The organism is Paraflavitalea sp. (assembly GCF_059502485.1).
In genome coordinates this window covers 70317-95063 of the sequence record NZ_JCACET010000011.1, presented here as the reverse complement: position 1 = coordinate 95063, position 24747 = coordinate 70317, and the positions used below count along the sequence as shown (strand labels likewise).

The window sequence follows — 24747 nt, the reverse complement described above, 5'->3', positions numbered from 1 at the left end:
CAAAGGAATGCTATATTTATTTAGCTGGTAATATAAAAAGTAAAATATGAAAGCACTGATCATCGGCGCCACAGGAGCCACCGGAAAAGACCTTATCAAAGTATTGCTGCAGGATCCCTATTATACAGAAGTAGTAATATTTGTGCGCCGGCAAACAGGAATTATACATCCCAAACTGTCCGAAGTACTGACCGACTTCGACAACCTGGAACAGGTAGCCGCATCGATCAAAGGCGATGTCTGGTTCTCCTGTCTCGGAACTACCTTGAAGACGGCTGGCACCAAAGAAAAACAGTGGCATATCGACTACGAGATCCCGGTCCAATTCGCTGAGATTGCCAAAAGGAATGGCGTTCCCCACGCAGTACTTTTATCGGCCTATGGCGCCACTGCCACCAGCAGGGTATTTTACTCCAAAATGAAAGGCCAGTTGGAAGACAAGATCGACAGCCTTGCATTCAGTAGCTACATCATATTCAGACCCGGCCTGCTGCTGCGCAAGGATACAGACCGTGCGACTGAACGAATCATGGCGGGCCTGTTGAAGTTCCTGAACTTGATAGGCATCATCAGGAAGTTCAAACCAATGCCCACTTCCACATTGGCTGAAAAACTGGCCAAAGCACCCAAAACCTTCACAGCCGGTAAGCATGTCATCGAGTTGCAGAATATCTTCACATTTTAACCATTACACCCAATAACTTCCTACCAATAACGGTAAAAACTACGTCAATAACCATTTCTATATTTCTCTCACTACCCGGTATTTTTGATTGAGCCTTCGAAACGTTCCTGACATACTATGTCGGGAACGGGTGTTTTTGCTTTGTACAATGCTACCCCTGACGCCTTCCTGCTAATAGAGACATACATATACGTTATAGGAACAAAACCAAGCTCAATCATCAATTTATGAGAAACATTAAAGCTGCTCTCGTCCTCGTTGTTTTACTACTCCATCAGCAATTCAACATGGCCCAGTCAAAAGAAGCCGAATACCTGCTGCAAACCAGTGAAATGAACGACCTGATGATACGTTACCAGGCCGACCTGGCAAGTATCCAGCGTGTTTATTCTACCAACGCCAACCGTGGAGTATACGGTAGCCAGTTTCCGGAAGGAGGAGGGCGCAGAGGATTCGGAGATCCCAATTCCCCCGAAGGAAGACAACGCCAGTTGAAACTCATGGCCGATTATCAGCAAAAGATGGCCCAGATGGATTTTGACAAAATGGGCGTCAACGGTAAAGTAGACTACCTCTTGTTCAGCAGAAAGCTGGAAGATGCAAAGTATAAACTGGAAGGAGAAGAAAAAAGATACCAGGAGATCGCTAAGCTCCTGCCATTCTCCGACCGCCTATATACACTCATCAAGCCAAGAAGAAGAGGCGCAGTGGTAAACGGTCACCTGGTAGCCAAAGAATTGAACGAAACCAGCAAACAGATCAGCCAAACGATAACCGCCTTTAAGAAAGCCGACAGCCTTTGGTCAAAACAGGCAAGAGCTGCTACCGACGCGTTGACTGCGTTGCGCGGGTCTTTAACAGATTACTTTTCTTTTTACAACGGCTACGATCCCCTGTTCACCTGGTGGGTGCCCAAAACCTATTCAGAGGTCGACAGCCTGTTGGGATTATATGCCAATGCCATCAACAGAAAAAGCAAGACAGAATCAACACAAAAAGATGATGGAAGCGGCATTCCCGCCAATCCCGTGGGCGAAGAAGAAGTGACACGCCAGCTTAGGCTTGAATTCATTCCTTATTCCGTACAGGACCTGATAGACATTGCCACGAAAGAGTTTGCCTGGTGCGATGCTGAACTCCTGAAAGCCTCCCGCGAAATGGGCTTTGGCGACAATTGGAAAGCAGCACAGGAAAAAGTAAAGAACGCCTATGTGGAGCCAGGCAAGCAACCAGATGCCATGAATGACCTCTACAAACAATCCGTTGACTTTTTGAAGAAGCACGACCTCGTTACCATCGATCCCCTGGCTGAAGAAGATTGGACAATGGTCATGATGTCGCCCGAACGCCAGCGTACCAGCCCGTTCTTCCTCGGAGGTCAAAACCTCATCATCTCTTATCCTACTAATACCATGAGCTATGACGACAGGATGATGACCATGCGCGGCAACAACCCCCATTTCTCACGGTCCACCGTTCACCACGAGCTGAACGCAGGCCACCACCTGCAAGGTTATATGACAGACCGCTATAAAGCATACCGCAATTTCAGTACCCCCTTCTGGGGAGAAGGCCATGCCTTCTATTGGGAGCTGGTACTGTGGGATATGAACTTCCCCCGTTCACCCGAAGACAGAGTAGGCATGCTCTTCTGGCGCATGCACCGTTGCGCCCGTATCATTTTGTCGCTGAATTATCACCTCGGCAAATGGACACCACAACAATGCATCGACTTCCTGGTAGATAGAGTAGGGCATGAGCGTGCCAATGCGGAATCAGAAGTACGTGGTTACTTCCGCCGCGTGGATTACGCCCTGTACCAGATAGCTTACATGATTGGCGGATTGCAACTCTATTCATTGAAGAAAGAGTTGGTCGATTCGAAGAAGATGGGCGTAAAGGCATTCAACGATGCCATCCTCCAGGAAAACAGCATGCCCATTGAAATGCTGCGTGCCATCATCACCAAACAACCTTTGAAAAGAGACTTCAAAACCACTTGGCGTTTTTACGGAAAGTAAATCCCCTTTTGTCATTTTGAACGGGCCCATCCTTATCATTTTGAAGGAAACCCATCTTGTCATTTGAAGGAAGCTCACCCTTTTTTGTCATTTCGAACGAAGCGATAGCGGAGTGAGAAATCTGCTGTCGAAAAAATAGCTGATTATGAAAAAGCATACAAATCCCCGCAGCACAGCCATCGGATGGCTCTGCATCAGCATACTGCTGGCCACCTGCACCAGCACCGGCGACAACAAGCCACAGTCAGGAGGCAAGAAAAAGTACGATGACCTCGTCGCTTTATACAAAGACTTCAGGCGCCTGATAGAGCCGAAGCTCGTAGATAGCATCCCGGATTACACGGCACCCACCATGGCGAAAGCCTACGACACCCTGAAGACGCTGCTGGCAGATTGGAAGGGAATGGATACCACCGGCTGGACCATCGATCAACGCGTCGATTACAAACTGGTAGGCGCGCAGCTCAACGGAGAAGACTTCAACCACCGTATCATGAAGCGCTGGTCAAGTGATCCCGCTTTCTACAATACGCTTGGCTGGTTCAACCCCACGATGGAAGGCGCCATATCCCTGCCAAGGCAGTTGCCCATGGATTCGACACGGCTACAGCGGTTTAAGAAAAGCCTCGAGAAACTACCAAAGCAGCTGGCACAGGCAAAAACGAACCTCACCAACATGAAGCCCGACCTGGCCATACTCGGCATCAAGCTCAAAGAATATGAGCTGAAACGTTGGGAAAGATGGAAGCCCGATGCCATAGCCAGTCATCCGGAGCTACAACCGCAGATCGATCAGTTGATCGCCTCCCTGAAAGACTTCAAAGCCTTTCTCGAAGAGAAGAAGCCTTCACTCACCGGCTCATCAGGCATCGGCAAAGAGAACTACGACTGGATGTTGAAAAACGTGTACCTGCTTCCCCTTACTACGGATCAGTGTATCATGCTCACTCAACGTGAACTGGAACGCACGGTGGCCACGCTCAAACTGGAAGAGCACCGCAACCGCAACCTCCCTGAGCTGAAACTGATCGACAACGAACAGGAGTTCAAAGCCCTCCAGGTAGCCGGACAGGAAAAGCTGATCAAATTTGTACGCGATAATAAGATATTGCCCGAACCAGATCTGCTCACCACCAAACCCGTTGGCCGTTATGTGCGCACCAACGGAGAGCGTAACTTCTTCGAGCAGGTATTGGACCGTGATCCTACCGCCCTGCATCCCCACGATATGACGGGCCACGCGCCCGATGGCCTGCGTGTACCTGAATGGAACAAACGCCCCATCCCACGCGGTTACGATCCGGAATACGTTACCGGCATGCGCGCAGAAGGCATGGCTACAGGCATGGAAGACCTGCTGATGCAATTAGGCATGCACGATGAAAGCCCTCGCTCCCGTGAGCTGGCCTACATGCTGCGTGCCTTCAGAGCAGTACGCGCATTGGCAGATATGAAAATGCACGCCAACATGCTCGACCTGACAGGCGCCATGGATTATGCGAAAAAAACAGTGCCCTATGGCTGGTATGGCGAAGAAGGCAACTACCTCATCTGGGAAGAAATGGACCTCTACATGCGCCAGCCCGGCTACGGTATCGGCTACTTCTTTGGCGCTTACCAGATAGAACAACTCATTGCAGAAAAAGGAATGGAACAAGGCAAGAACTTCAACATACAGTCATTCATGAAAGACTTTATCAATGAAGGATTGGTGCCCATTTCGCTCATCCGTTTCAAGATGACTGGTAAAGAAGAATAGAAAGTCAACAAGATATCCCACAAAAGATAAAAGTAAGAGGCTGTCTCAAAAGTTGTTTGAGACAGCCTCTTACTTTTTTATCTGAGCAACTTATTATTAACAGCTTCTCTATAATCTTATTTCAACTTGATCACTTCAGACCCCGCCAGCAGAAAAGCACCCGCTCCATACACCTCGTAACTCTCCGCATTGAAGTTCCTCCGCGGGTCCGCACCGATAGGTTGCACCCAACCCACGCGACCTTCCGGCGACACCAGCGTATTGAGTCCCAGCCACGCCTTTCGCGCCGCTGGTTCGTATGTCGCTTTATCCAAAAGACCACGATTCACGCCCCAGGCCAACGCATAACAATAAAACCCGCTACCACTGCCTTCTCCACCCGGGTAAGAAGCCGGATCGAGCAAAGACGCCCGCCACAATCCATCCGACTGTTGCAGGGAAACGATCTTCTCCGCCATCTCTTTATACAATCCTTCATAGAATGCACGCTTGGGATAATCGGCCGGCAATTCTTCCAGGATGCGCACCAGACCACCCATTACCCAGCCATTGCCCCTTGACCAAAATACGGTGGTACCATTCGCTTCCCTTTTTCCTTCACCGGCAGCATTGATCAGGTAGCTGGCATCACGGGCAAACAGGTGTTGCTCTTTATTATACAGCAGGTCATAAGTTTGCTTGAACAGCGAATCATTCAACGCAAAATAAGAAGGGTCTTTCAACGAAATACCCAGCTTCACAAGGGTAGGAGGCCCCATGAACAATGCATCACACCACCACCACATTAACCCCTTTCTCGACTCAGGGCCGGGCACGGTACGTAGCTTTTGCACGGTATCGATCGTTGCGCGGATAAATTGTTGATCACCTTTAAGGCGATATACATCGATATAAGTTTGTGAGATTGCGATATCATCAGCATGATCATAACGGCGGCCCGGTTGCCAGGACGTACGCTGTCCCAGCGCCATTAGTGAATCAAGGATCTTGCGGGAGCCGGTAGTCTTATAGGCGGCCACCACGCCTGCATAAAACGCCCCATTGGTCCAATCGGTCGGCGCATGCTTCGGATGGTTCAACTGCCAGTCGGTCACCAGCTGCATGGTCTTTTTAATGTAGCGCGCTTTAAAGACCTCTCCGCCTATCACTGCGGTAGTATCCCTTTGTGCAGCGGAGGAGCTGATGGGTTTATGAGAACAATGAAGTGACGCTACTAAAACAGGAATGACCAATACAATACTAATACTGTTCTTTTTCATATGCTTTCGTTGTTTGCAGGAAACGGTTCGCGTTGTCAACATCAAATATAATCGTTTCCTGTTCACGATGTCGCTACTCCTTCACGATAGTACGGTTGATGACCTCGCCGGTGGCCACATTCAACACCCTGATGATGTACAAGCCTGCGTTGAGCGTACGCAGGTCGAATACACAACTGGTGCGGAAGGATTGCTGACTTTTAACTTGTCGTCCATGCAAGTCCATCACGGTAGCGGTAAAGCGGGCAGCGTTGCCGGTAAACCGGATGGAGAGGTCGTTTTGCACGGGGTTGGGCGCAACAATCAGGCTATTACCCCAGGCGGGTTCATTAATAACGGTAACGCCATGATAAAACGGTTTGGAAACGCCTTCTTTACAATCGTTAAAGGACACTTTTACTGTATATACGCCTGGCGATTGTGGCAAAAAGATATTGTTCACGGCCCCTGGTATGGCTACACCGTCGAGGTACCATTGGTTTCCCGAGAGGGCCGATGAGTAGAGTAAGCCTCCGTAGAGCGTAATTTGCGGAGTTGGTATGATCCATACTTGCACGGAAAGAGGGATCGACCTCGATTCGCAAAACCCGTTTACCTGGCGGGCAACATAGAAACCGCTTTCTTTTACCTTGAGGGATGCCGCAGTGGCGCCCGGTATGAGGACATCGTTAACGTACCAGGTGTTTCCGGTTGGTACAGAGGAGGTGAGTATCACCGAATCGCCACCACAAAAACCTGTGGGGCCTGAAGCCGTGACCACGGGTTTGGTTGGCGCCATGTTGACCTGTGTCTTTACCGTGTCATAAGCTTTACAACCACCGGGCGCTGTTACCACCAGGTAATAGCTGGTGTTGACGGTTGGGTATACATATGGCCTGGCCTGGTTGGAAGTAAAGCCGGCAGGATTGGAGGTCCAGCTATAAGTATTGCTGCCGGTAGCTTCGGTACCCAGCAAGGCAGAAGCAGGTGCACAAACATTTCTGTCGGCGCCGGCATTGGCCGGGGGCAGCGGCGTCATATAAACCTTCACCGTATCGCGGGCCACGCATTGCCCGTTATGCGCAGTGAGAATATAGCTGGTTTCATACCGGTTGGGAGATACGACAGGGTTGGCAATAGTTGACGTGAATCCTTCGGGCAGGGAAGTCCAGCTGTAGGTATGGCCTGCAACAGGATTCATACCGATCTGTCGGGTACTGTCTTTACAGATCCATCCGTCGGTGCCTGCATTGATAGGGAGCGCAGGTCCGGCAACAGTGATACGCACAGTGTCTTTGGTGGTACAGCCGAAAAGATCGGTAACGCCCACATAATAATCAGTGCTCACGGAGGTACTCACAATGGGCATGGCCTCGCTGGAGAGATAATTACCCGCAGAAGAAGTCCAGGCATAGGTATGATCGATGGCATCGATATATCCTAATTGAACATTTTGTGTTGCACAGATGCTGGTATCCTTACCGGCCAGTATACTTTGTCCCAGGATATTCCGGTAAATATATATCTGATTAAATTCGCCGAGGAGGTCGGGTTTGCCATCATTATCAAAATCTGCCACCGCTACACTGCTGTGCCCCCCAATGATCAGGTTGTATTCCGATACGTTTTGCAGAGAGATATTGCCGGGTGTACTGTAATTCTTCATGATGCGACCGCCTGAAGAAAAGAGGTCGATCTTGCCATCGCCATCGAGGTCGGCCAACTTGACCTGAGAGGTGCCGAAAGGAGAGATATAGTTGACGACGTCAAAGGATATATTGCCCGGAGCACTGGTATTTCTATATACGGCTATGTTAGGGATGCCGTCCTCAAAAAATTGCAGGTCATAGATCCACACGATGTCGAGCTTCCCGTCTCCATCCACATCACCCAGGTCCGCGTCAGTGTGCCTGCCGCCTTTGTGTGGCACAAAGGTGCGCTCAAAAGATATCTTCCCCAGGCTACTGGTATTGCGTAAGACGGAGAAATCCATTCCGGACATATTGGTATTTCCTCCATCGGTTACCAGCAGGTCGGGCTTGCCATCGCCATCCAGGTCGCCGGCATTCACGCGCGTATCGTTCCAGCCTACGGGCTGCATGATGGCCGGTTCAAAAGCAATCTGGCCCGGCAGGCTGATATTACGGTAGATGGAAATAAAACTTACGTTGGCCTGTATATTTATCACCACCATGTCAAGTTTGCCATCGCCATCGAGATCATGCAGCATAGTATTGTAGGGCGAATTGGGGGAAGGCAGGATGATAGCAGGGTCGAACAGGAAAGTACCCACGCTGCTTTTGTTCCTATACAGGAAAATCTCATTTTTCTGATGATTCACGGCAACGATATCCTGCTTACCATCGCCATCGAGGTCGGCAAAGTTGACACTGGTTCTGTTTCTATCGTCTGCATTGTGCGCAAAAACCTCTTCAAACGCTATGACGCCTTGTTGGCTCTTGTTGCGTAAAACGCTTATACCAAAAGATTTGGGTACACCTATGTCAAGCTTGCCATCACCATCGAGGTCACCAATACCGAAAGCAACCCCTGTGCCGTCCACTGGCAGTCGAACTCCTGCGGCGAAAGAGTAGTCGGTAACACCACATTGAGAGGCGAAGGTGACGCTGAAGAACTGCCCGGAATGGGCTATATGATTGTTGACGGTGACGGTGAGAGGCCCGAAAGTTGCGCCGGCCGGAACCTTTACAGTGAGTTGATTGGTGGAGGCAGTTAATACGACGGCCTTCACCCCGCCAAAAAATACGGTATTCTCTGCTACTGTGGCGCCGAAATAAGTACCGTTAATGGTAACAGTCGCGCCTATGGGAGCCTTGATCGGAGAGAGGCTGGTGATCACGGGGGGAGGAGAGGTGATAAAACCTATGAGCGATCCAATACCAGTGGCAGAAGTGACCTTTACTTCGCCATTTCCACCCGGGCCTACCACGGCCACTATTTTCGTGAGCGATTGTACAGTATAGGAGCTGGCAGGTATGCCACCAAAATAAACACCCGATACACCGGCAAAGAAATTACCGGTAATGGTGACGGAGGTTCCCGGCGCCGCCACAGTGGGGGTGAAAGCATGGACCTCAGGTGCAGGGTAGGGTACTACCTTGAAAGAGTGAACCCTTTCGGCAGTATCATTGCCAGCGCTGTTGCGAACGATCAGCTGCACGGTATCGGAAGCGCGGTAAATATCATGCACATAGGAGGCATGGTACGTGGTGCCCGCCGGTGTACCATTGACGATCCATTGGTATTGGTAATTGGGTTTGGAGTAATTGATCAGTTGCACGCTATTGGTATTGTACGAGCCGGTGGTATCGATCCGGAAAAACGCCTGTGGCAAAGTCGTGCCGCCGGGATTGGTATTCAGCTCCAGTAAACCATGTCCGCCGCCAGCCCAGAGGCGGTTATCATCCCATACCTGCAGGTCGTTGTAAGTATATCCCAAATACGTTACGTTGTTGTCGCGCGGCATGGGTTCCCATATCCTGCCCGAATCGGTTGTTTTGTAGATGGTAAATTGCTCTCCCAAGGCATAACCGGTATGGTCGTTCACAAACTTCATTACATGCGCGTTGAAGACGCCTGTTTGTGAAAGATTGGTCTTCTGTATCCAGCTGGCGCCGCCATTGGAGGTATAAAATATTTTGCCGTCTACATTTATCCATGCTTTGGCAGCGGTTAAGAAACTGGCAGCAGACAATTTGCCTGCGGGGGCATACTGCAATTGCCAGGAAGCACCTCCATCGGCGGTTTTATAAAAATAGCCGCTGGGTGTAGGTTTTTTACAAACGGCTATAATGTTATTGTTGTCGATCGCTTCGAGCTGCTCGTACGGTAAGTTGATATTGGCGCTGCTGACTGTCCAGGTGAGGCCTTTATCGGTAGTCTTCAGTATCCTGTCGCCATCTACGGCAAAACCGGTATTGCCATTGGTCGGAAAAACCATATCGGAGATCCAACGATTGGGCCAGAGGGGATTGAACTGATGGTGAAAGACGAGTAAAAAGGTTTGACCGCCATCGGTGGAGCGCAGGATGGCAGGCACAAGGCCATAATCGCCATAGGCGATGAGGTTGTTTTGATCGAATGCTTTTACACCGCTGATGGCAAATCCAAAGGTGAGGTTGACGCCATACCCGTTGTAATTGACATTTGACTCCGTGATGTACCTTTTTGTAAATGTGCGTCCGCTATCGGCGGTAAAACCGATCCAGTCCCTGAAGGCAACATAGCCCTGGGCAGGGGTATAAAAACTGATCTTACGAAGAGCATTGTCCGGCTCCTGTTCTTCAATAAATACCTTACGCATTTGGGCAGTTGCCGGGGAAGGGGCAAACAGACTTACGAAAAATAGTACGGCAGAAAATAAGGGGCACAGGGCTCTACAAAACATGACGGGTCAGGGATTTCGGTTAACCAAAACACCATAACGCCGAATTAACGTAAATATTTAGCCGCTTATCGAAAAAAGGAGGGACAACCTCTCTTTTGTTTTACCGGTTGGCAGAAGTTCCGGAAGGCATGGGTTGTGGCTTGGTTGTAGGCCCTTCCACCACCAACTGCCCGTTTTTCAGGATCTTCATACGATCGATAAACACCACCCGCTTATCGCCCGTAGCCGACGTGCGGCCATGATATACGGCAAACATTTCTTTTCCGTCTGGTGAATGCGCAATACTATTATGCCCCGTTCCGGTTACCACGCCACCTTTCTCCACATTCTTTTCCAACACAGGATTGTTAGCACCCTTGATATAAGGCCCCAGTGGACTTTTGGAAGTCGCATACCCTACAGCATAATTCTTCCCACCAAAGTAATTGGCAGAATACATCATAAAGTAAGTATTCCCTTTCTTGAAAGTAACAGAGCCTTCCGTCCAGCGGCGATTTACCTCCTGCGAAGTAACCGACCGGCTTTCCCACGCAGATTGTTGATCACTCATACTTACCGGCGGACGCAACAACAACACCGGCTCTCCGATCACACCGCTGAAATCAGGCTTCAGTTCAACACCATATACCCAGCTTTCCTCGATCTCTTTATACCACCCCTTATTGATAGCCCAGGTAGCTACCTCACTTTCTACAGGATGTTTGTAACAGCAACGCGAATAATAGAGATATACCCTGCCATCCTGATCGAAAAATACATTGCCGTCGATGATAGGATAACCCGGATCAAAAACAGGCTTATTAGCCACGTCGATGAACGGACCTGTAGGCTTATCGGCCACAGCCACACCGATACGAAAATTCTCCAGTTCCTTAGTGGGGTTCTCTTTCCACTGTGCACTATAAAACATATAGAACTTTCCTTTCACTTCATACACTTCAGGCGCCCAGTAAGCACCATCCCAGGCAGCCTTGGGATCGCTCCATCCATTCTTGTTATCGTGAAAATATACCTGCCCTTCATTTTTCCAGTTCACCAGGTCTGTGGAAGAGTATGCAGCAAAACCTTTATTGGCGCCCGCCCCGGTGCCATACATATAGTATTTATCCCCCTTGACATGCAATACATAAGGATCACCGAAGTCAACGGCCAGCGGATTGGTAAAAGTGAGTTGAGCATCAGTAACTGCCGGCTTCAATAGGGCTACTAACAAACAAAAAGCAATCAGTCTTTTCATACAGGTATCAAGTTTATTACGCGTCCTAAAATAATGAAATATAATTAGATCTGTCCCAAATGCAATTTTGTATCTTTCCACCTCACCCAATAACATCAATTAAAGAATATGGCCAAAGTAATGCTTCCTTTATTATTCCTGTTAGCTTTCCTCCATTCAAACGGGCAAATAAAAGACGCTCAATTATCCCAAATCAAAACGATAGACCAAGCTAAGGCTTTTGTAAAAAAGTCATCGAATGCCGATACCAAAGTTTTTACTATTCATGCCAAAGAAGACACTTCGGATATTTTTATGGTTGATACCCCCGAACAAAAATGGTATCATGTAGTCCTTAAAACCCACGACAATACCTGGTTGAAAGATGTAACTTTACTACAGGTCCGAAGCGGCAACTAAAGCAATTCCGAAACCCTACGCAACTTCTTACTAACTGATTACTTGCATGAATACGCTTACGAAGCTGCCTTTATCGTATGAGCAAAAAAATATTGATTGTAGAAGATGAGTTTATCGTAGCCGATAATCTCCAAATGACATTGGAGGAAGCTGGCTATACCATAACCGGCATTGCCCCCTCAGCCCGGGAAGCACAGGAACTCCTTCAGCAACAAAAACCAGACCTTGTCCTGCTTGACATCAGGCTCAAAGGCAAAATATCTGGTATTGAGATTGCCCGTAAATTAAGAGCCGACAACATTCCCTTTATCTATTTATCGGCCAATGCCGACCAGGCAACACTCGAAGAAGCAAAGACCACGGAGCCCTATGGATTCCTGGTAAAGCCGGTCAGAGAAAAAGACCTGCTGGTGGCACTGGAAATTGCCTGGTACCTCCACCAGCACAGCCTCGAATCGAAGCTAAGACGCGAAGAGCAGCTGCAAAAAAGCATCACGGAAATAAGCAATGAAGCATTGAGCGCCCGGGATTCGCTACTAAAGATGGCCGGGGTAATACAACCATACATTCCATTTGATTTTATTGCATGCGGCATCAGGCCGCTGGATGCAAAACAATTCATGGACACAGGCTACTTACGCACCGGGTTCGATGAATACCAGTTCATCGGAGAAAAAGAATTGATGACCATTGGCGGCCTGACTAAAAATACACTTTCACACATCATTGAAAACAGCAATAGCGACAACAATGCAGCCATTTATAACCACGCAGATAAAAACACAACCAACAATCTGCTGCAACAAAAACTGATGGACTGCTTACGCCTGGGTTCCTACCTCGTATTCCCGGTGCCACTCGGTTATGGATTAGCTGTACATTATTTCTTTTATAGCCGGCACGTTGATATCTACAACAAAGACCATATTGGCCTGTTGAACCGGTTGAAGACATACCTCGAAGACGTGGCCAATAAAACAGTGTATACGGAGACGGCAGCCATTACAGCAGCCCGTCAGCAGGCCACTGCTAAAAAGAAGCAGGACGAGACAGCAGACAATAAAGCCTTCAAAGAAATTATCGGCAGCCATCATTCATTGCTATCGGCATTGGACCTGGCAGCCCAGGTGGCACCCTACAACACATCCGTACTGATATTAGGTGAAAGTGGCACGGGCAAAGAAAGAGTAGCACAGTCCATTCACCTGCTTTCACCCCGCAAGAACGGCCCATTTGTAAAAGTGAATTGCGCAGCCATCCCCGCCACATTGATAGAATCGGAATTGTTTGGACATGAAAAAGGAGCCTTCACAGGCGCCGTTGAGAAAAGAAAAGGAAAATTCGAGCAGGCCGATGGAGGAACGATCTTCTTAGACGAGATCGGAGAATTACCCCTTAGCATGCAGGTAAAACTATTGCGCGTTTTGCAGGAACGGGAGATCGAATACGTAGGCGGCAACTCACCGGTAAAAGTAAATGTGCGCATAGTCGCCGCCACCAACCGGAACCTCGAAAAAGAAGTGGCAGACCGGAACTTCCGGCTCGACCTCTATTACCGCCTCAATGTATTTCCGCTCACACTGCCACCATTGCGCGAACGGAAAACCGATATAGAACCCCTCGCAGTATACTTTGCCAGCAAGTTTTGTAATTCATTGAATAAGCCATTCAATGGTATTGCAGATGCTATGATGGAGAAAATGTATACCTACCACTGGCCGGGCAATATCCGCGAACTTGAAAATATTATAGAGCAGTCCGTCGTCCTCAACGATGGCAGATCGAAATTACAGTCGATACGAAACTTCAGCATGTCCACACCGGAATCGATTACACCAACAGCCATCAACACCTTTGAAGAAGTAAAGCATATTCAGCAGCAAACAGAACGGGAATACATCACCTCCTTCCTGAAAAAAACAAAAGGACGTATACGCGGAGCCGGGGGAGCAGCAGAGCTACTGAATATCAAACCAAGCACCCTCGAATCAAAAATGGCAAAGCTGAATATCAAACGGCAGGATTTTATCGACTCGTCCGAAAACCAATAACAGGCAGCTATGCCCCGGAATCTTCGGGGCTTCCAACAACAGCCCCCGACATTATCGGGGCACACAGCATCAACGCCCTTCACACCTCCTTTGATCTATCCAACGCAAACAGATTGGCTTTCAGTCAATTGACCAACCTTCATTTCGCTCTTACTTACCGCTACAACTGAATGGCATACTAATAGACACAATGGTACAAAACCATTCGTATGACACATTCAACAAGATGGGACAATCCTAACCCCATCAACGCAGCAAAAGGATTCCGGATTCATTTAATTGTATTCCTGTTGGTCACACCAGCCATCTGGTTGGTATGGTACTTAACCGACACCACTTACCCCTGGCCATTATGGTCCACTCCAGCATGGGCAATCGGCGTACTGTTTCACTACCTCGGTGTATTTGTATTTAGTAAATCAAAGAAAAACTAAACCAATCCCCATGAAACAGTCGCAAAAAACATTCAGACGTGTTGTAACAGGCCATGATGCAGATGGCAAAGCCATCATTATTTCCGATGCACCACCTGTACACACACAGTTGGTCGGCGGCCCGGGCGGCCCCACCTTTTTCGAAATATGGCACACAGCAGAGACACCTGTCTTAATCCCCACACAGCCAGCCTTGCCCGACGAAACGGGCCTGGTGCTGCCCCCACCCAAAACAGGAACGAGGATGCGTGTAATCGAATTCCCGCCCGAAGGAGAAGAGATAAGAAAACTAACCGGAGCAGATGCAGCAGATAAGTTCAAATCCATGGGCGATGAAAAAGCATCCACCTCCGCAGCAGGAGCGCCCCATCCATTGATGCACCGCACACAGACAGTCGATTACGGCATCGTGCTCGAAGGCGAGATAACATTGGTGCTGGATCGGGCCGAGACCACTATCCAGACAGGTGATATAGTGATCCAATGCGGCACCAACCACGCATGGGCAAACCGCTCCGGTAAGATCTGCCGCATGGCATTCATCCTGATCGACGGACGGTTTACAGATGAACTCACTAACGCCTAAATACCAGTTATGCGCATCAAACCATTACCACCAGACACCCTAAGCCCGGAAGTACGTTACGTACACGACGAAATTGCCGGCCTTGTTGGCCGGAGCCAAAGCCAGGTAACCATGCTGAATGCCGAAGGCGCATTGCTTGGTCCCTTTGCCCCCATGCTGCAATACCCACAATTCGGCGTACCTGCATTAAGCTTTCTGCGAACGCTCGACACGCAAGCCACATTGGCAAAAACAGTGCGTGAAGTAGCCATCCTTACCGTAGGAGGCGCCTACGGTGCCCGCTTCGAATTATACGCACATGAGATCATGGCAGCAGCATTCGGGCTTTCCTCAGCTGCGATCGCCACACTGGCAGCCGGCGGGCATCCACATGGTTTAAATGCAGAAGAAGACATCGCCCATGTCATTGCCGCTACATTGGTCAGCGGCCATATACTTCCTGATTCTACATACAATTATGCAGTCCAGTTACTTGGACAAGATGGAGTAGCAGAACTCTTCTTCCTGATAAGCGGCTACAGCCTCATCGCAGTGATCTTAAATGGATTTGATATGCCCGCTCCATCGAACGATAAAGCAATTTGAATATTCCTAAACCATTAAACCTTGTTTATGAAAGCATGTCTTGAAAATCAAAAAACACCCGGCACAAGATATGGGGTTAGATATACCGAAAGTTTCCCCATCAACCTTCCGGCAAAACAGGTACATATGTACAAATGGATCACAGAAATGACAGAGCCGGACTATGTATCCTACTCACCGGCCCATCGTGCCATGAACAGCTATTTTAAAGAAGGCATACTCTTCATGAGCAACGTGGAGAACATTGGCACCGACATGATCGTACAACACTACCAGCTGGATTATTCTTCTGCAGAACACATTCAGCTTTATTCAGCAGCGTCTGAAGCATACATCATGAGATGGGTCCGGGTTTATGTTGGAGTACCCTGGGAAATGCAGATCAGGCCGGTATCCGGAAACACGTGCGAATTGGTATGCATGGTTGGCACCGATTATCCAAACCTGTTCATAAAGCTGGCCGCATGGTTAAACGGATTGGGAGGCCTGTTTATCAGAAAACATTTACGAAAGGAAGGAAAAGCCTTTGCAAAGGATATTGAATCAAAATTCAAATAACAAAACAGCCCACACAAAGCTTTTGACACATTTGCGTCAGGTGCCTCCTTCCTTTTCTTTTCAACTTTGTCATATCAAATCAGGCAAAACGTAAGAAGCTTTCCGGTGTGACATTCGTCACACATTTTTAGTGATTCACCTCCTTCTGCCTGGGGTATAGGTCATATTAATTTTGATGAACAAACAAAACCAACAGCAATGACAACAAAAACATTCTTCACCCGGCTACCCGCCCTCGTAACGATCAGCCTCCTGCTGAGTAGCACCGGTGCCATGACACAAAACACCACCACCACACCCAATACAGAAGAAGTGGCTGTACTGACACGATATGAGGTAAAAGAAGGGCAACAGCAAACATTCCTGAGCGTGCTCGGAAAATATATAAAGCAGGCCAATACCCAGGCAAGCAATATCATGGCCGAAGGATATTACGAGCAGGACAATCCCTCCATTTTGTGGACCATCGAAAGATGGAGTAACAAAGCAGCATTCGATAAAAACCGGAAACTGCTATCAGACAATAAACTGGTGCAACCAGCTAAAACGATCTATGTAAAAGACCTCGAACCACTCACAAAAGAACAATGGCAGAGAAAGCCGGGAAAAGACGACAAGCCCATCACGATCATGCTGTTCGTAGATAGCAAACCGGGCACAGAAACAACCTTCAAAACAGTCTACCACACGGCCATGCCACAGTTTCGCAGTGAACCCGGCGTCATCAATTACCAGCTTTCCCAGTTGGAAGAAGACAATACCCAATTCGTCACCTACGAAAAATTCAGGAACGATGAAGCATTTCAATACCACCTGAAGTTTCCACCAATACAACCGGTGATTGACTATCTGAATAGCAGCATCAAAAAGCAACCCTTTCAAACCGGATTACACAGGCTCATTGAATTTGCGCCTGTTAAACGGAAATAACGACCATACCAATCATAAACACTAACAATAAAAACAGACGAAATGAGAACAATTAATCAGATCATGCTGGCAGGCGTAACAAGCGTACTTGCCGCAGCAAGCGCAGAAGCCCAGACGAAATCCCACGAACTGGAAGTAGTAAATCAATTGACAACCTCCGCAGCCGTTGTCAACATGCCGGTAACACAACTGCTCAATGCTCCCGGCAATGAAGCTTTGAAAGCATTCTTCTTTACACCTGTGAAGGAAAAAACATTGCAGGGAAAAAGAATTGCAGTAATAGCAGCAGATGGTTTTGAAGAGATCGAGTTAACAGGACCCGTTTGGTACTTCAAACAACTGGGAGCTAAGGTCGACATCGTGGCCCCTAAATTCAATCCCGCCCCGGCAAGATATGGCCTGAGCTACCCGGAGATGTCAAAGACACATATCATGGCCATTCAATACCTGCAACCCGTTGGATGGATCAAATTCGACCGCACAGCCGACCAGGTAAAAGTAAGCGACTATGATGCTGTATTCATTCCCGGTGGTGCCTGGAATCCGGATAACCTGCGCTACGACAAAGACGTGATCAAATTCATCCAGGACTTCAACAAATCTGGAAAGCTGATCGCAGCCATCTGTCATGCCCCGGTTGTATTAGCCTCCGCAGATATCCTGAAAGGAAAGAAATTGACAGGCTATTGGAACATACAGGTCGACCTGAAAAATGCAGGAGGAACAGTGACCGATGAACCAGTAGTTGTTGATGGCAACATCATCACCAGCAGGCACCCGATCGATGTAGCAGATTTCTCAAGAGCAGTAGAAAGTTGGTTGAGCAAAAAATAAATGGAGAATTGGCCCTCGTACACTAATGTTTTCTGGTGTCTTTATAGGTTCTGGTGTTAACAAGAAGCCGGCAAATCACGTATTTGTCGGCTCTCTTTTATTATTACCTGATAGTGTCGCCAATGTAGAACTACGCTCGTGCCAATAGTTCGGTAGGAGCATAGCCAAAATGCTTTTTAAACGCAAAGGAAAAGTGAGAAAGATTTTCAAAGCCCACTTCGTAACAAACGTCGATGGGCTTTTTCTTTTTCTCTACAAACTGGTAATGAGCCAGCTCCAGCCGCTTTTGGGTCAGCCATCGCTGCGGTGTAGTATCATAGAGCTTCCTGAAATCCCGCTTGAAAGTCGTCAGGCTTCTGCCCGTCAGGTAACCAAACTTTTCCAAAGGCATATTGAACATGAAGTTCTTCTCCATATAGTCCGCCAGATCGATCTTACCAGGCTCCTCAAAATTGGCCAGCATATGATCGATATCAGGATCGATGGATCGTAAAATACTGACAGCCTCCATCATTTTAAGATGAGCAATATGCTCAGGCAACTCAGGCATGTCGAAATACGGTACCAGTGACGACAGGCAACTTTGCAACAGCGGATGGTTATTGTAATGCCGGATCTTTTGCACGCTCCCCGCGGTAGGCTTCACAGTAAGCTTTTCGTAGAAATTACGAAGCCAGTCAGTCTTCAGGTGCATCACCACTGTTTTATGCGGTAACCCATCCTTGGGATAATTGATGATGGTGGCCAGTTGGTTCCGCGGTATCAGAAAGATATCACCAGTTTTAAATATATAAGTCCCTTCAGCTTGAACAACCTTTGTCTCACCGGAAATGAACCAGATAAGCATGTGATCCTCAAACACAATATCCGATTTGAAAAACTTATCCTGGTAACAGGATAGCTTAATATCCTCAGTAATGTACTTAGCCTGATACTCCATACACTAAAATTTAAGGTCAGCGATTTAAAGAAAACCCGTAACAAAGGTAAGCCGGCATACCCTCATCGGCTTTGTTTATCGGACCAAATTTACTTTGTTTACAAGCTCAGCCAGTCATTTAATGCATCCACAGGCTAACGCCTTTCCTGGCAAGATTCAAAATAAAATACGTTAAAACACCTGCTTTCAGTCAACAAAATCTTTGTAACCTACAGTATTAAAAAAGGAGTTTTAACATGAAAAATTTTATCCTGTTTGTCGTTATTACTTCCGTTTATATAACTACAGGCTGTAACAGTAATACTGAGGAGAAACAAACTGCCGATCTTCAGGAGAAATCAGCTGAGGTTGATCAAAAACCAGCGCAAGCCCCCACTAAAAAGCCCGAGAAGATTGTCCAAAAATGTACAAACTGCAATGGCACAGGAAAAGTTGATTGTTCAGGCTGCTATGGAGCCGGCAAAAAAGATTGCAGTGACTGCAACAGTACAGGTAAGATAAATGCATACTTTGTGGAAACAAAGGAAAACGGGTACCAATATGCAACCTACCGGGGCCAGACTGAGTATGTCTGGGTATGGGCCAATCATTATGCAGATTTCCCTTGCAAAAGATGCGATAAGACCGGGAAGATCGATTGCATTAATTGTTACGGAGCAAGGAAAAAAACATGTGCTGTTTGCCACGGCACAACAACCATTGAAAGCACAGCATTCTCCGCTGAAAATGCCCCACCTGTTGCTCCACAGAATACCTCCTCATCAATACCGGGTAAGTATCCCCAAACTGCTGAACGATTGCTTACCCACGCCGATATCTCAGGATTAAGCAAATGGGATTTGAGAATTATGCGCAATGAAATTTTCGCCAGACATGGCTATATTTTTAAAACCACGGATATGAAGTCATATTTCGATCAACAATTGTGGTACACAGGCAAATACGATAACGTAAATGCCTCCCTTTCGCAAATAGAAAAAAGCAATATTGAGTTTATTAAAAGCTATGAATAATTAACTTAAGTGAAAATATCTCCTGATTTTTCACACAAAATTTGCTGATAAATCAGAAACCATGCATTTGTCAGCATTAGGCATCTTTCATACCATCATCGGCATTATCGCCATCGTAGCAGCAGTTATTTCATTCGTTAAAAAAGGGAAAATAGACCTCAGTATAAACGCCGGGCGCATTTATTTCTGGACTACCATTGTCGCGTCTTTAACCGCCCTTGGCATTTCAAAACGTGGCGGCTTCAACGGAGGGCATGCATTTGCCCTGTTCATTGTGGTACTGGTAGTGGCAGCTTATTTCCTGCACACCAAAAAGCAGACAAGCAGCCGTGCCCGCTACTTCGAAAACTTCAGCCTGTCATTCAGCTTTTTCCTGTCGCTGATTCCGACCGTAAATGAAACATTTAGTCGTATACCACTGGGGCACCCGCTAATCAAAAGCCCGGCTGATCCTTTCCTGCTCAGATCGTTGCTGGTGCTTTTCGTTTTGTTCCTGATCGGGTCGGCATTTCAATTCTTAAGGCAATGGAAAATAAATAAACAGCTATAACTTAGCGCAAAACATAAGCAACATTGGACAAACTGCCACTATTACATAAAGTGTTGGGCAACTTTGCCGGACTCACCGAAGATGACATCTCGGTGAGTTTGCCATTGTGGAAGGAACGAACCATTGCGAAGAACGATTATTACAACAGGCAGAGCATTGTCTGTAAAGACCTGGGCATTGTAGTAAAAGGCATTTTCAGGGTGTTCTATTACGACGATAAAACCAACGAAGAAAAGAACATGTTCTTCTTTTCAGAAGATCAGTTCATTGTTTCGTTTCGCAGCTTTATACTGCAATATCCTTGCGCTTACTACATCGAAGCCCTCGAAGAATCACAGATCCTATACATCACGTACGATGATCTCCACCAGCTATACAATACCCATAAATGCTGGGAAAAGTTTGGCCGGCTGCTGGCCGAATACTTCTTCAACCATTCGCAGGGCAGGGTAGAGGAGCTGTTATTGCTTACCCATGAACACAGGTACCAGAATCTTTTGCAACAACATCCCACCATTTTTCAACGCGTGCAGTCCTACCACATCGCCTCCTACCTGGGCATAAAAAATCAATCCCTCAGCAGGATCAGAAAGCGGATAGCAGAAAGGCCATCAAAGCCATGATCACAGTGCTGTAGGGGCCTTGCCATATTTATTCTTAAAGGAGCGGGAAAAGTGAGAGAGACTTTCAAACCCCAGGTCAAGATAGATGTCTGATGGCTTTTTATGCTTGCTCTCTATCAGGTGCCGCGCTTCTGTCAATCGCTTTTCCTGAAGCCATTGCCTGGGCGCCATGCCAAATGTTTTCTGAAAATCACGCTTAAAGCCAGCAAGGCTTCGGCCGGTAAGCTGTGCAAACTTCTCGACGGGCACATTAAAGTGATAGTTGCCCACCATAAACTTTTCAAGGTCTATTTTATGAGGCTCTGAAAAATCAAACAAAAACTCCTTTAGTTTCGGATTGATATGCAATAACAGCTGTACGGCCTCCTTTATTTTTAACTCACCAACAGTATTGGCAATCGGTTCTTCCGAATGCTTCACATACGGAATGATCGACTGGAAAAAACCGCGCAGAAAGTCATTCTCAGGAATAACCACATTGGCAGGACCTGTATATTTTTGTACCCCTTCTACCTGCTGCTCCAGGGCAATCTGCCTGAGCACATCCTCCTTCAGAATGATAACGATAGTCTGGTAATCCTCTCCGTTTACAGGCTGTTTGATGATTTCTACCAGCTGATTCTTCCTGATGAGAATCATATTACCCGCCGACATCGAAACCGTTTCTTCAGAAGTAACCAGCGTAAAAAGCCCTGAAACCTGTAACACCAGGGTATTGTACTCAAAAAAACCAACCTTCTCTTTCCGCATGGTAGAGAGATAAGAATAAAAGAGTACCCCTGGTATTATTTCGGTAGGATTGATCATACAGTAAAGATACTAACGCTGCAGGTAAGTGTCACCCAGTATCGTTCCTACAGCAAACTCCTTGTTCAGTTTTTCCATTTCAGCAGGTGTAAACACAATATCCATAGCCTGTATATTTTCCGGCAGCCTCGACCGGCGGCTCATGCTCACCAATGGCATGATGTGGTCCCCCTGTGCATTTACCCAGGCGATGGCAAGCTGTGTGGGTGTATACCCCTTTTCTTTTGCCATTGCTTTCAGCACCTCCACCTTTTCAAGGTTCTTTACCAGGTTCTCGCCTTGAAACCGGCTAAAGTGATGGTGATAACTACCAGCAGGCAGCGGCGCGGTCATATCGCCGGTAAGCAGGCCTTCGGCCGTATTGGCAAAAGCCACGACACCAATTCCCAGCTCTTTGGCTGTTGGCAACAACTCACGTTCGATCTGACGATCGGCCAGCGAGTAACCTATCTCCAATGCTGTCACCGGATGTATACTGTTTGCCTGGCGCAGCTGTGCTGCCGTGATCTCACTCACACCGAGGTATCGCACCTTACCTTCTTTGATCAGGTCGGCCACGGTACCGATCACATCTTCTACAGGAACACTGTTATCGAGCCTGCACGGTTGGTAAAGATCGATCGTATCGATGCCGAGCCGCACCAGCGAATAGTTGATGAAGTTCTTGATAGAATTGGGACGAAGGTCCAGCCCCAGCCACTGGCCATTGTAAAAGATAGCGCCAAATTTTACGCTGATGAAGGCGTCATCGCGGTGGCCCTTGATGGCTTTGCCTACCAACAGCTCGTTGTGGCCGGCGCCATAAAAATCACCCGTATTCAGGAAATTGATACCACTGTCTAACGCCTGCTGAATAGTAGCGATACTTTCCGTTTCATCACTTGCCTTGCCGCCCCAAACAGGCGACATACGCATACAACCTAATCCGAGCTTCGAAACCAACGGTCCGTTCTTACCCAAAGGGATCTTTGTAATTGTTGACATCACGTTACTTTTTAAATGATTTACAACACAAAGTTCATCCCTTGAAGCCCCTGGCAGTTTCTCCCAATAGCTCAATTTACTTGTCTGTACGGCTCAGTATACACCAGCTACGACAGATTACTGTTACCTTAATTACTGTTGAATGACTGCCTGAACTCCAATGGCGACAGACTGGTTTTTGTTTTAAACAACTTGCTGAAAGACTGTGGGTGTTCAAAGCCCAGTTCGTAAGCAATTTCACTCACCGACAAATTGGTGGTAGATAGCTTTTCCTTCGCCCTTTCAATCAGCTTTTCGTGAATATGCTGTTGAGCAGTTTGCCCGGTCAATTGCTTCAACAAACTACTTAAGTATTTGGAGGAAACATGCAGCTCATCGGCCAGGTATTGAACACCTGGCAATCCCTTATTGATCAGGTCGTCGCTTTTGAAATAATCCGTCAGCAACCCTTCCAGGCGGGTCAGGAGATGATGATTGGTGATCTTCCGGGTGATAAACTGGCGATGATAGAACCTTTCAGAATAATTGAGCAATGCCTCCACGTGCGAAATGATGATGTTCTGGCTAAACTTGTCGATATTGGAGTGATACTCCTGTTTAACAGTTTGAATAATGCCATTCATTGTTTTCTCCTCCTTGTCGGAAAGAAACAAAGCCTCATTCACAGCATAGTCGAAATATTCGTATTGCTTAATTTTCTTCGCCAAAGTCGTATTCCATAAAAAGTCGGGATGAATAAGCAACATCCAGCCCGAACGTTTGGCCGTAGAGGCAGGCTCTTCTTCGATCCGGAAAACCTGGTTGGGAGAAATGAAGAACATCACCCCTTCATCGAAATCATATTCCTGCTGGCCATACTTCAGTTTGGCATTTAATCCACGCTTGAGAGATATATTGTAAAAGTCGAGCACCCAATTGACCTCACTGATGTCAGATGAACGCTTGATGGCGTTGTAATCCACCACACTGATCAAAGGGTGCTCCGCCTTCGGCAATCCTCTCAGTTGGTGGAATTCACTGATGGATTTAATACGTTGTGTCTTGATACCTGTCATCCGGATGAAGATTAAACATCCATAAAAGTAAGCTTATTAGATCGCCCGCAACCCGCGAGCCATTACCAACAGCTATTCCTGGTGATAGGCAGCAGCAAATGCCGCAGCAAAATCCTTCAGCTTCACTTTTCCTAAAACCGGCCGGTGACGGAAGTAATCTTCGTAGAGCAAACCAGTACCTTGGCTCGCCTGTAATTCTACGAAACCTCGGGCCACTTGCGTATTGAAACCAATCGCCAGCCAACCGCCCAGCAGTTGTTCATCAGAAATAACGGACCATGTCAAATCTGGCTTTCCAATGGCTTCACCGATCGCCCGGGCAATTTCATTGGGCGACACTTCATCGCTTGCCACGTAGCGGATCTTTCTGCCTTCAAAAGGCTGATCCACTTCCTCAGCAATGACCGCTGCAATATCGGAAGGGGAGACCCAGGGCTCCTTTTGGTCACCACCATAGTTGGAGATGATAGTACCTTTGCTCTTAATAGTCCTGATGAAGGAGAATAGATTGTCGAAGAATCCAACCGGCCGGATGAATTTGATGGCTACATCGCCAGGCAGTTGTTGCAGGATGTTTTCTACGTTGTGGTGAAACAGCAGGATACCATTCCCTTTGTCCATATGGGCGCCAATACTGCTCAGGTGAATTACTTTCTTAACGCCCGACCCGGCTACAGTCTGCTTGTAGTTCCGGCCAATCTGCGTAATACTTTCAATGAAATCGACACCCTTATCAAACATATCGCCAACCGCCTCCATGGTTTCCATGAGATAAACGATGTCGGCACCTTTAAAAGTTGCCGATAGAAAAGCGGGGTCCTGCATGATGCCAATGGCGGCTTTGGCGCCAAGCCCCTCGATATCCTTTTGCCTGTTGGGGTTGCTGCTGATGACGGTAACAGCATGTCCTTTCTGTACCAGTTCCCGGGTCAAAGGTCTCCCTATATTGCCGAGAGAGCCTGTCAGTACGATGTTCATGATTATTCGTTTTTGTTGATACAAAAGTCCGCATCAACAAAAAGAACGGCGTAACCGAAAGGCAGGTTGTTG

At 47.5% G+C, this 24747-nt stretch carries 22 protein-coding genes; 14 read left to right on the top strand and 8 right to left on the bottom strand.

Annotation, left to right across the window (positions count from 1 at the left end):
- The first annotated feature begins 46 nt into the window (after nt 1-46).
- From AC5JBY_RS28265 to AC5JBY_RS28255, 3 genes are all read left to right on the top strand, one after another.
- Nucleotides 47-685 (top strand): NAD(P)H-binding protein, encoded by a 639-nt coding sequence (locus tag AC5JBY_RS28265; RefSeq protein WP_495908041.1) that lies wholly within the window; start codon nt 47-49, stop codon nt 683-685.
- A 227-nt stretch (nt 686-912) separates the two neighbouring features.
- A complete protein-coding gene (locus AC5JBY_RS28260) occupies nt 913-2706 on the top strand; it encodes a DUF885 family protein (protein WP_495908040.1) in 1794 nt (597 codons plus the stop codon).
- 145 nt (nt 2707-2851) lie between these two features.
- Nucleotides 2852-4465, top strand: a complete 1614-nt coding sequence (locus AC5JBY_RS28255) for a DUF885 family protein (protein ID WP_495908039.1) — start codon at nt 2852-2854, stop codon at nt 4463-4465.
- Nucleotides 4466-4581: 116 nt separating this feature from the next.
- On the opposite strand, the gene AC5JBY_RS28250 is transcribed toward AC5JBY_RS28255, so the two are convergent.
- The 3 genes from AC5JBY_RS28250 to AC5JBY_RS28240 form a co-directional block, all read right to left on the bottom strand.
- Complete coding sequence (locus AC5JBY_RS28250; RefSeq protein ID WP_495908038.1) at nt 4582-5724, bottom strand: glycoside hydrolase family 88/105 protein; 1143 nt, start codon at nt 5722-5724, stop codon at nt 4582-4584.
- Nucleotides 5725-5797: 73 nt separating this feature from the next.
- Entirely contained in the window at nt 5798-10027 is a 4230-nt protein-coding gene (locus AC5JBY_RS28245; protein ID WP_495908037.1) for an FG-GAP-like repeat-containing protein, read from the bottom strand.
- Between the two features lie 184 nt (nt 10028-10211).
- Nucleotides 10212-11348 (bottom strand): glycoside hydrolase family 43 protein, encoded by a 1137-nt coding sequence (locus tag AC5JBY_RS28240; protein WP_495908036.1) that lies wholly within the window; start codon nt 11346-11348, stop codon nt 10212-10214.
- Between the two features lie 108 nt (nt 11349-11456).
- Here AC5JBY_RS28240 and AC5JBY_RS28235 point away from each other — a divergent pair, with 108 nt between their 5' ends.
- From AC5JBY_RS28235 to AC5JBY_RS28200, 8 genes are all read left to right on the top strand, one after another.
- On the top strand, nt 11457-11747 hold the full coding sequence (locus AC5JBY_RS28235; protein WP_495908035.1) for a hypothetical protein: 291 nt from the start codon (nt 11457-11459) through the stop codon (nt 11745-11747).
- 77 nt (nt 11748-11824) lie between these two features.
- Entirely contained in the window at nt 11825-13798 is a 1974-nt protein-coding gene (locus AC5JBY_RS28230; protein WP_495908034.1) for a sigma 54-interacting transcriptional regulator, read from the top strand.
- 209 nt (nt 13799-14007) lie between these two features.
- Complete coding sequence (locus AC5JBY_RS28225; RefSeq protein WP_495908033.1) at nt 14008-14232, top strand: 2TM domain-containing protein; 225 nt, start codon at nt 14008-14010, stop codon at nt 14230-14232.
- A 10-nt stretch (nt 14233-14242) separates the two neighbouring features.
- Nucleotides 14243-14818, top strand: coding sequence for a cupin domain-containing protein (locus AC5JBY_RS28220; protein WP_495908032.1), 576 nt, complete (start codon nt 14243-14245; stop codon nt 14816-14818).
- A 9-nt stretch (nt 14819-14827) separates the two neighbouring features.
- Nucleotides 14828-15403 (top strand): carboxymuconolactone decarboxylase family protein, encoded by a 576-nt coding sequence (locus AC5JBY_RS28215; RefSeq protein ID WP_495908031.1) that lies wholly within the window; start codon nt 14828-14830, stop codon nt 15401-15403.
- A gap of 27 nt (nt 15404-15430) precedes the next feature.
- Nucleotides 15431-15961, top strand: coding sequence for a hypothetical protein (locus AC5JBY_RS28210; protein WP_495908030.1), 531 nt, complete (start codon nt 15431-15433; stop codon nt 15959-15961).
- A gap of 198 nt (nt 15962-16159) precedes the next feature.
- The gene (locus AC5JBY_RS28205; protein WP_495908029.1) at nt 16160-16891 is read left to right on the top strand and encodes a putative quinol monooxygenase; all 732 of its coding nucleotides are present in this window, start codon (nt 16160-16162) and stop codon (nt 16889-16891) included.
- A 42-nt stretch (nt 16892-16933) separates the two neighbouring features.
- A complete protein-coding gene (locus AC5JBY_RS28200) occupies nt 16934-17725 on the top strand; it encodes a DJ-1/PfpI/YhbO family deglycase/protease (protein WP_495908028.1) in 792 nt (263 codons plus the stop codon).
- Nucleotides 17726-17855: 130 nt separating this feature from the next.
- On the opposite strand, the gene AC5JBY_RS28195 is transcribed toward AC5JBY_RS28200, so the two are convergent.
- Nucleotides 17856-18665, bottom strand: a complete 810-nt coding sequence (locus AC5JBY_RS28195; RefSeq protein WP_495908027.1) for an AraC family transcriptional regulator — start codon at nt 18663-18665, stop codon at nt 17856-17858.
- Nucleotides 18666-18901: 236 nt separating this feature from the next.
- On the opposite strand from AC5JBY_RS28195, the gene AC5JBY_RS28190 reads away from it, so the two are divergent.
- The 3 genes from AC5JBY_RS28190 to AC5JBY_RS28180 all read left to right on the top strand — a co-directional run bounded on the left by AC5JBY_RS28190 (nt 18902) and on the right by AC5JBY_RS28180 (nt 20851).
- Complete coding sequence (locus AC5JBY_RS28190; RefSeq protein ID WP_495908026.1) at nt 18902-19678, top strand: YARHG domain-containing protein; 777 nt, start codon at nt 18902-18904, stop codon at nt 19676-19678.
- 61 nt (nt 19679-19739) lie between these two features.
- Nucleotides 19740-20228: a hypothetical protein gene (locus AC5JBY_RS28185; protein ID WP_495908025.1), complete on the top strand. Its 489-nt coding sequence runs from the start codon at nt 19740-19742 to the stop codon at nt 20226-20228.
- A 23-nt stretch (nt 20229-20251) separates the two neighbouring features.
- A complete protein-coding gene (locus AC5JBY_RS28180; RefSeq protein WP_495908024.1) occupies nt 20252-20851 on the top strand; it encodes a Crp/Fnr family transcriptional regulator in 600 nt (199 codons plus the stop codon).
- Here AC5JBY_RS28180 and AC5JBY_RS28175 read toward each other — a convergent pair whose 3' ends face one another.
- The 4 genes from AC5JBY_RS28175 to AC5JBY_RS28160 all read right to left on the bottom strand — a co-directional run bounded on the left by AC5JBY_RS28175 (nt 20852) and on the right by AC5JBY_RS28160 (nt 24675).
- The gene (locus tag AC5JBY_RS28175) at nt 20852-21658 is read right to left on the bottom strand and encodes an AraC family transcriptional regulator (RefSeq protein ID WP_495908023.1); all 807 of its coding nucleotides are present in this window, start codon (nt 21656-21658) and stop codon (nt 20852-20854) included. It lies immediately after the preceding gene.
- Between the two features lie 12 nt (nt 21659-21670).
- Nucleotides 21671-22642: an aldo/keto reductase gene (locus AC5JBY_RS28170; protein WP_495908022.1), complete on the bottom strand. Its 972-nt coding sequence runs from the start codon at nt 22640-22642 to the stop codon at nt 21671-21673.
- 128 nt (nt 22643-22770) lie between these two features.
- On the bottom strand, nt 22771-23697 hold the full coding sequence (locus tag AC5JBY_RS28165) for a helix-turn-helix domain-containing protein (protein ID WP_495908021.1): 927 nt from the start codon (nt 23695-23697) through the stop codon (nt 22771-22773).
- A gap of 72 nt (nt 23698-23769) precedes the next feature.
- Entirely contained in the window at nt 23770-24675 is a 906-nt protein-coding gene (locus AC5JBY_RS28160; RefSeq protein WP_495908020.1) for an NmrA family NAD(P)-binding protein, read from the bottom strand.
- Between the last annotated feature and the right edge of the window lie 72 nt (nt 24676-24747).

Bases quoted from the DNA above. Each gene is read 5' to 3' on its own strand.
- AC5JBY_RS28265 (WP_495908041.1), top strand. From the start codon at position 47: ATGAAAGCACTGATCATCGGCGCCACAGGAGCCACCGGAAAAGACCTT.
- AC5JBY_RS28260 (WP_495908040.1), top strand. From the start codon at position 913: ATGAGAAACATTAAAGCTGCTCTCGTCCTCGTTGTTTTACTACTCCAT.
- AC5JBY_RS28255 (WP_495908039.1), top strand. From the start codon at position 2,852: ATGAAAAAGCATACAAATCCCCGCAGCACAGCCATCGGATGGCTCTGC.
- AC5JBY_RS28250 (WP_495908038.1), bottom strand. From the start codon at position 5,724: ATGAAAAAGAACAGTATTAGTATTGTATTGGTCATTCCTGTTTTAGTA.
- AC5JBY_RS28245 (WP_495908037.1), bottom strand. From the start codon at position 10,027: ATGCGTAAGGTATTTATTGAAGAACAGGAGCCGGACAATGCTCTTCGT.
- AC5JBY_RS28240 (WP_495908036.1), bottom strand. From the start codon at position 11,348: ATGAAAAGACTGATTGCTTTTTGTTTGTTAGTAGCCCTATTGAAGCCG.
- AC5JBY_RS28235 (WP_495908035.1), top strand. From the start codon at position 11,457: ATGGCCAAAGTAATGCTTCCTTTATTATTCCTGTTAGCTTTCCTCCAT.
- AC5JBY_RS28230 (WP_495908034.1), top strand. From the start codon at position 11,825: ATGAGCAAAAAAATATTGATTGTAGAAGATGAGTTTATCGTAGCCGAT.
- AC5JBY_RS28225 (WP_495908033.1), top strand. From the start codon at position 14,008: ATGACACATTCAACAAGATGGGACAATCCTAACCCCATCAACGCAGCA.
- AC5JBY_RS28220 (WP_495908032.1), top strand. From the start codon at position 14,243: ATGAAACAGTCGCAAAAAACATTCAGACGTGTTGTAACAGGCCATGAT.
- AC5JBY_RS28215 (WP_495908031.1), top strand. From the start codon at position 14,828: ATGCGCATCAAACCATTACCACCAGACACCCTAAGCCCGGAAGTACGT.
- AC5JBY_RS28210 (WP_495908030.1), top strand. From the start codon at position 15,431: ATGAAAGCATGTCTTGAAAATCAAAAAACACCCGGCACAAGATATGGG.
- AC5JBY_RS28205 (WP_495908029.1), top strand. From the start codon at position 16,160: ATGACAACAAAAACATTCTTCACCCGGCTACCCGCCCTCGTAACGATC.
- AC5JBY_RS28200 (WP_495908028.1), top strand. From the start codon at position 16,934: ATGAGAACAATTAATCAGATCATGCTGGCAGGCGTAACAAGCGTACTT.
- AC5JBY_RS28195 (WP_495908027.1), bottom strand. From the start codon at position 18,665: ATGGAGTATCAGGCTAAGTACATTACTGAGGATATTAAGCTATCCTGT.
- AC5JBY_RS28190 (WP_495908026.1), top strand. From the start codon at position 18,902: ATGAAAAATTTTATCCTGTTTGTCGTTATTACTTCCGTTTATATAACT.
- AC5JBY_RS28185 (WP_495908025.1), top strand. From the start codon at position 19,740: ATGCATTTGTCAGCATTAGGCATCTTTCATACCATCATCGGCATTATC.
- AC5JBY_RS28175 (WP_495908023.1), bottom strand. From the start codon at position 21,658: ATGATCAATCCTACCGAAATAATACCAGGGGTACTCTTTTATTCTTAT.
- AC5JBY_RS28170 (WP_495908022.1), bottom strand. From the start codon at position 22,642: ATGTCAACAATTACAAAGATCCCTTTGGGTAAGAACGGACCGTTGGTT.
- AC5JBY_RS28165 (WP_495908021.1), bottom strand. From the start codon at position 23,697: ATGACAGGTATCAAGACACAACGTATTAAATCCATCAGTGAATTCCAC.
- AC5JBY_RS28160 (WP_495908020.1), bottom strand. From the start codon at position 24,675: ATGAACATCGTACTGACAGGCTCTCTCGGCAATATAGGGAGACCTTTG.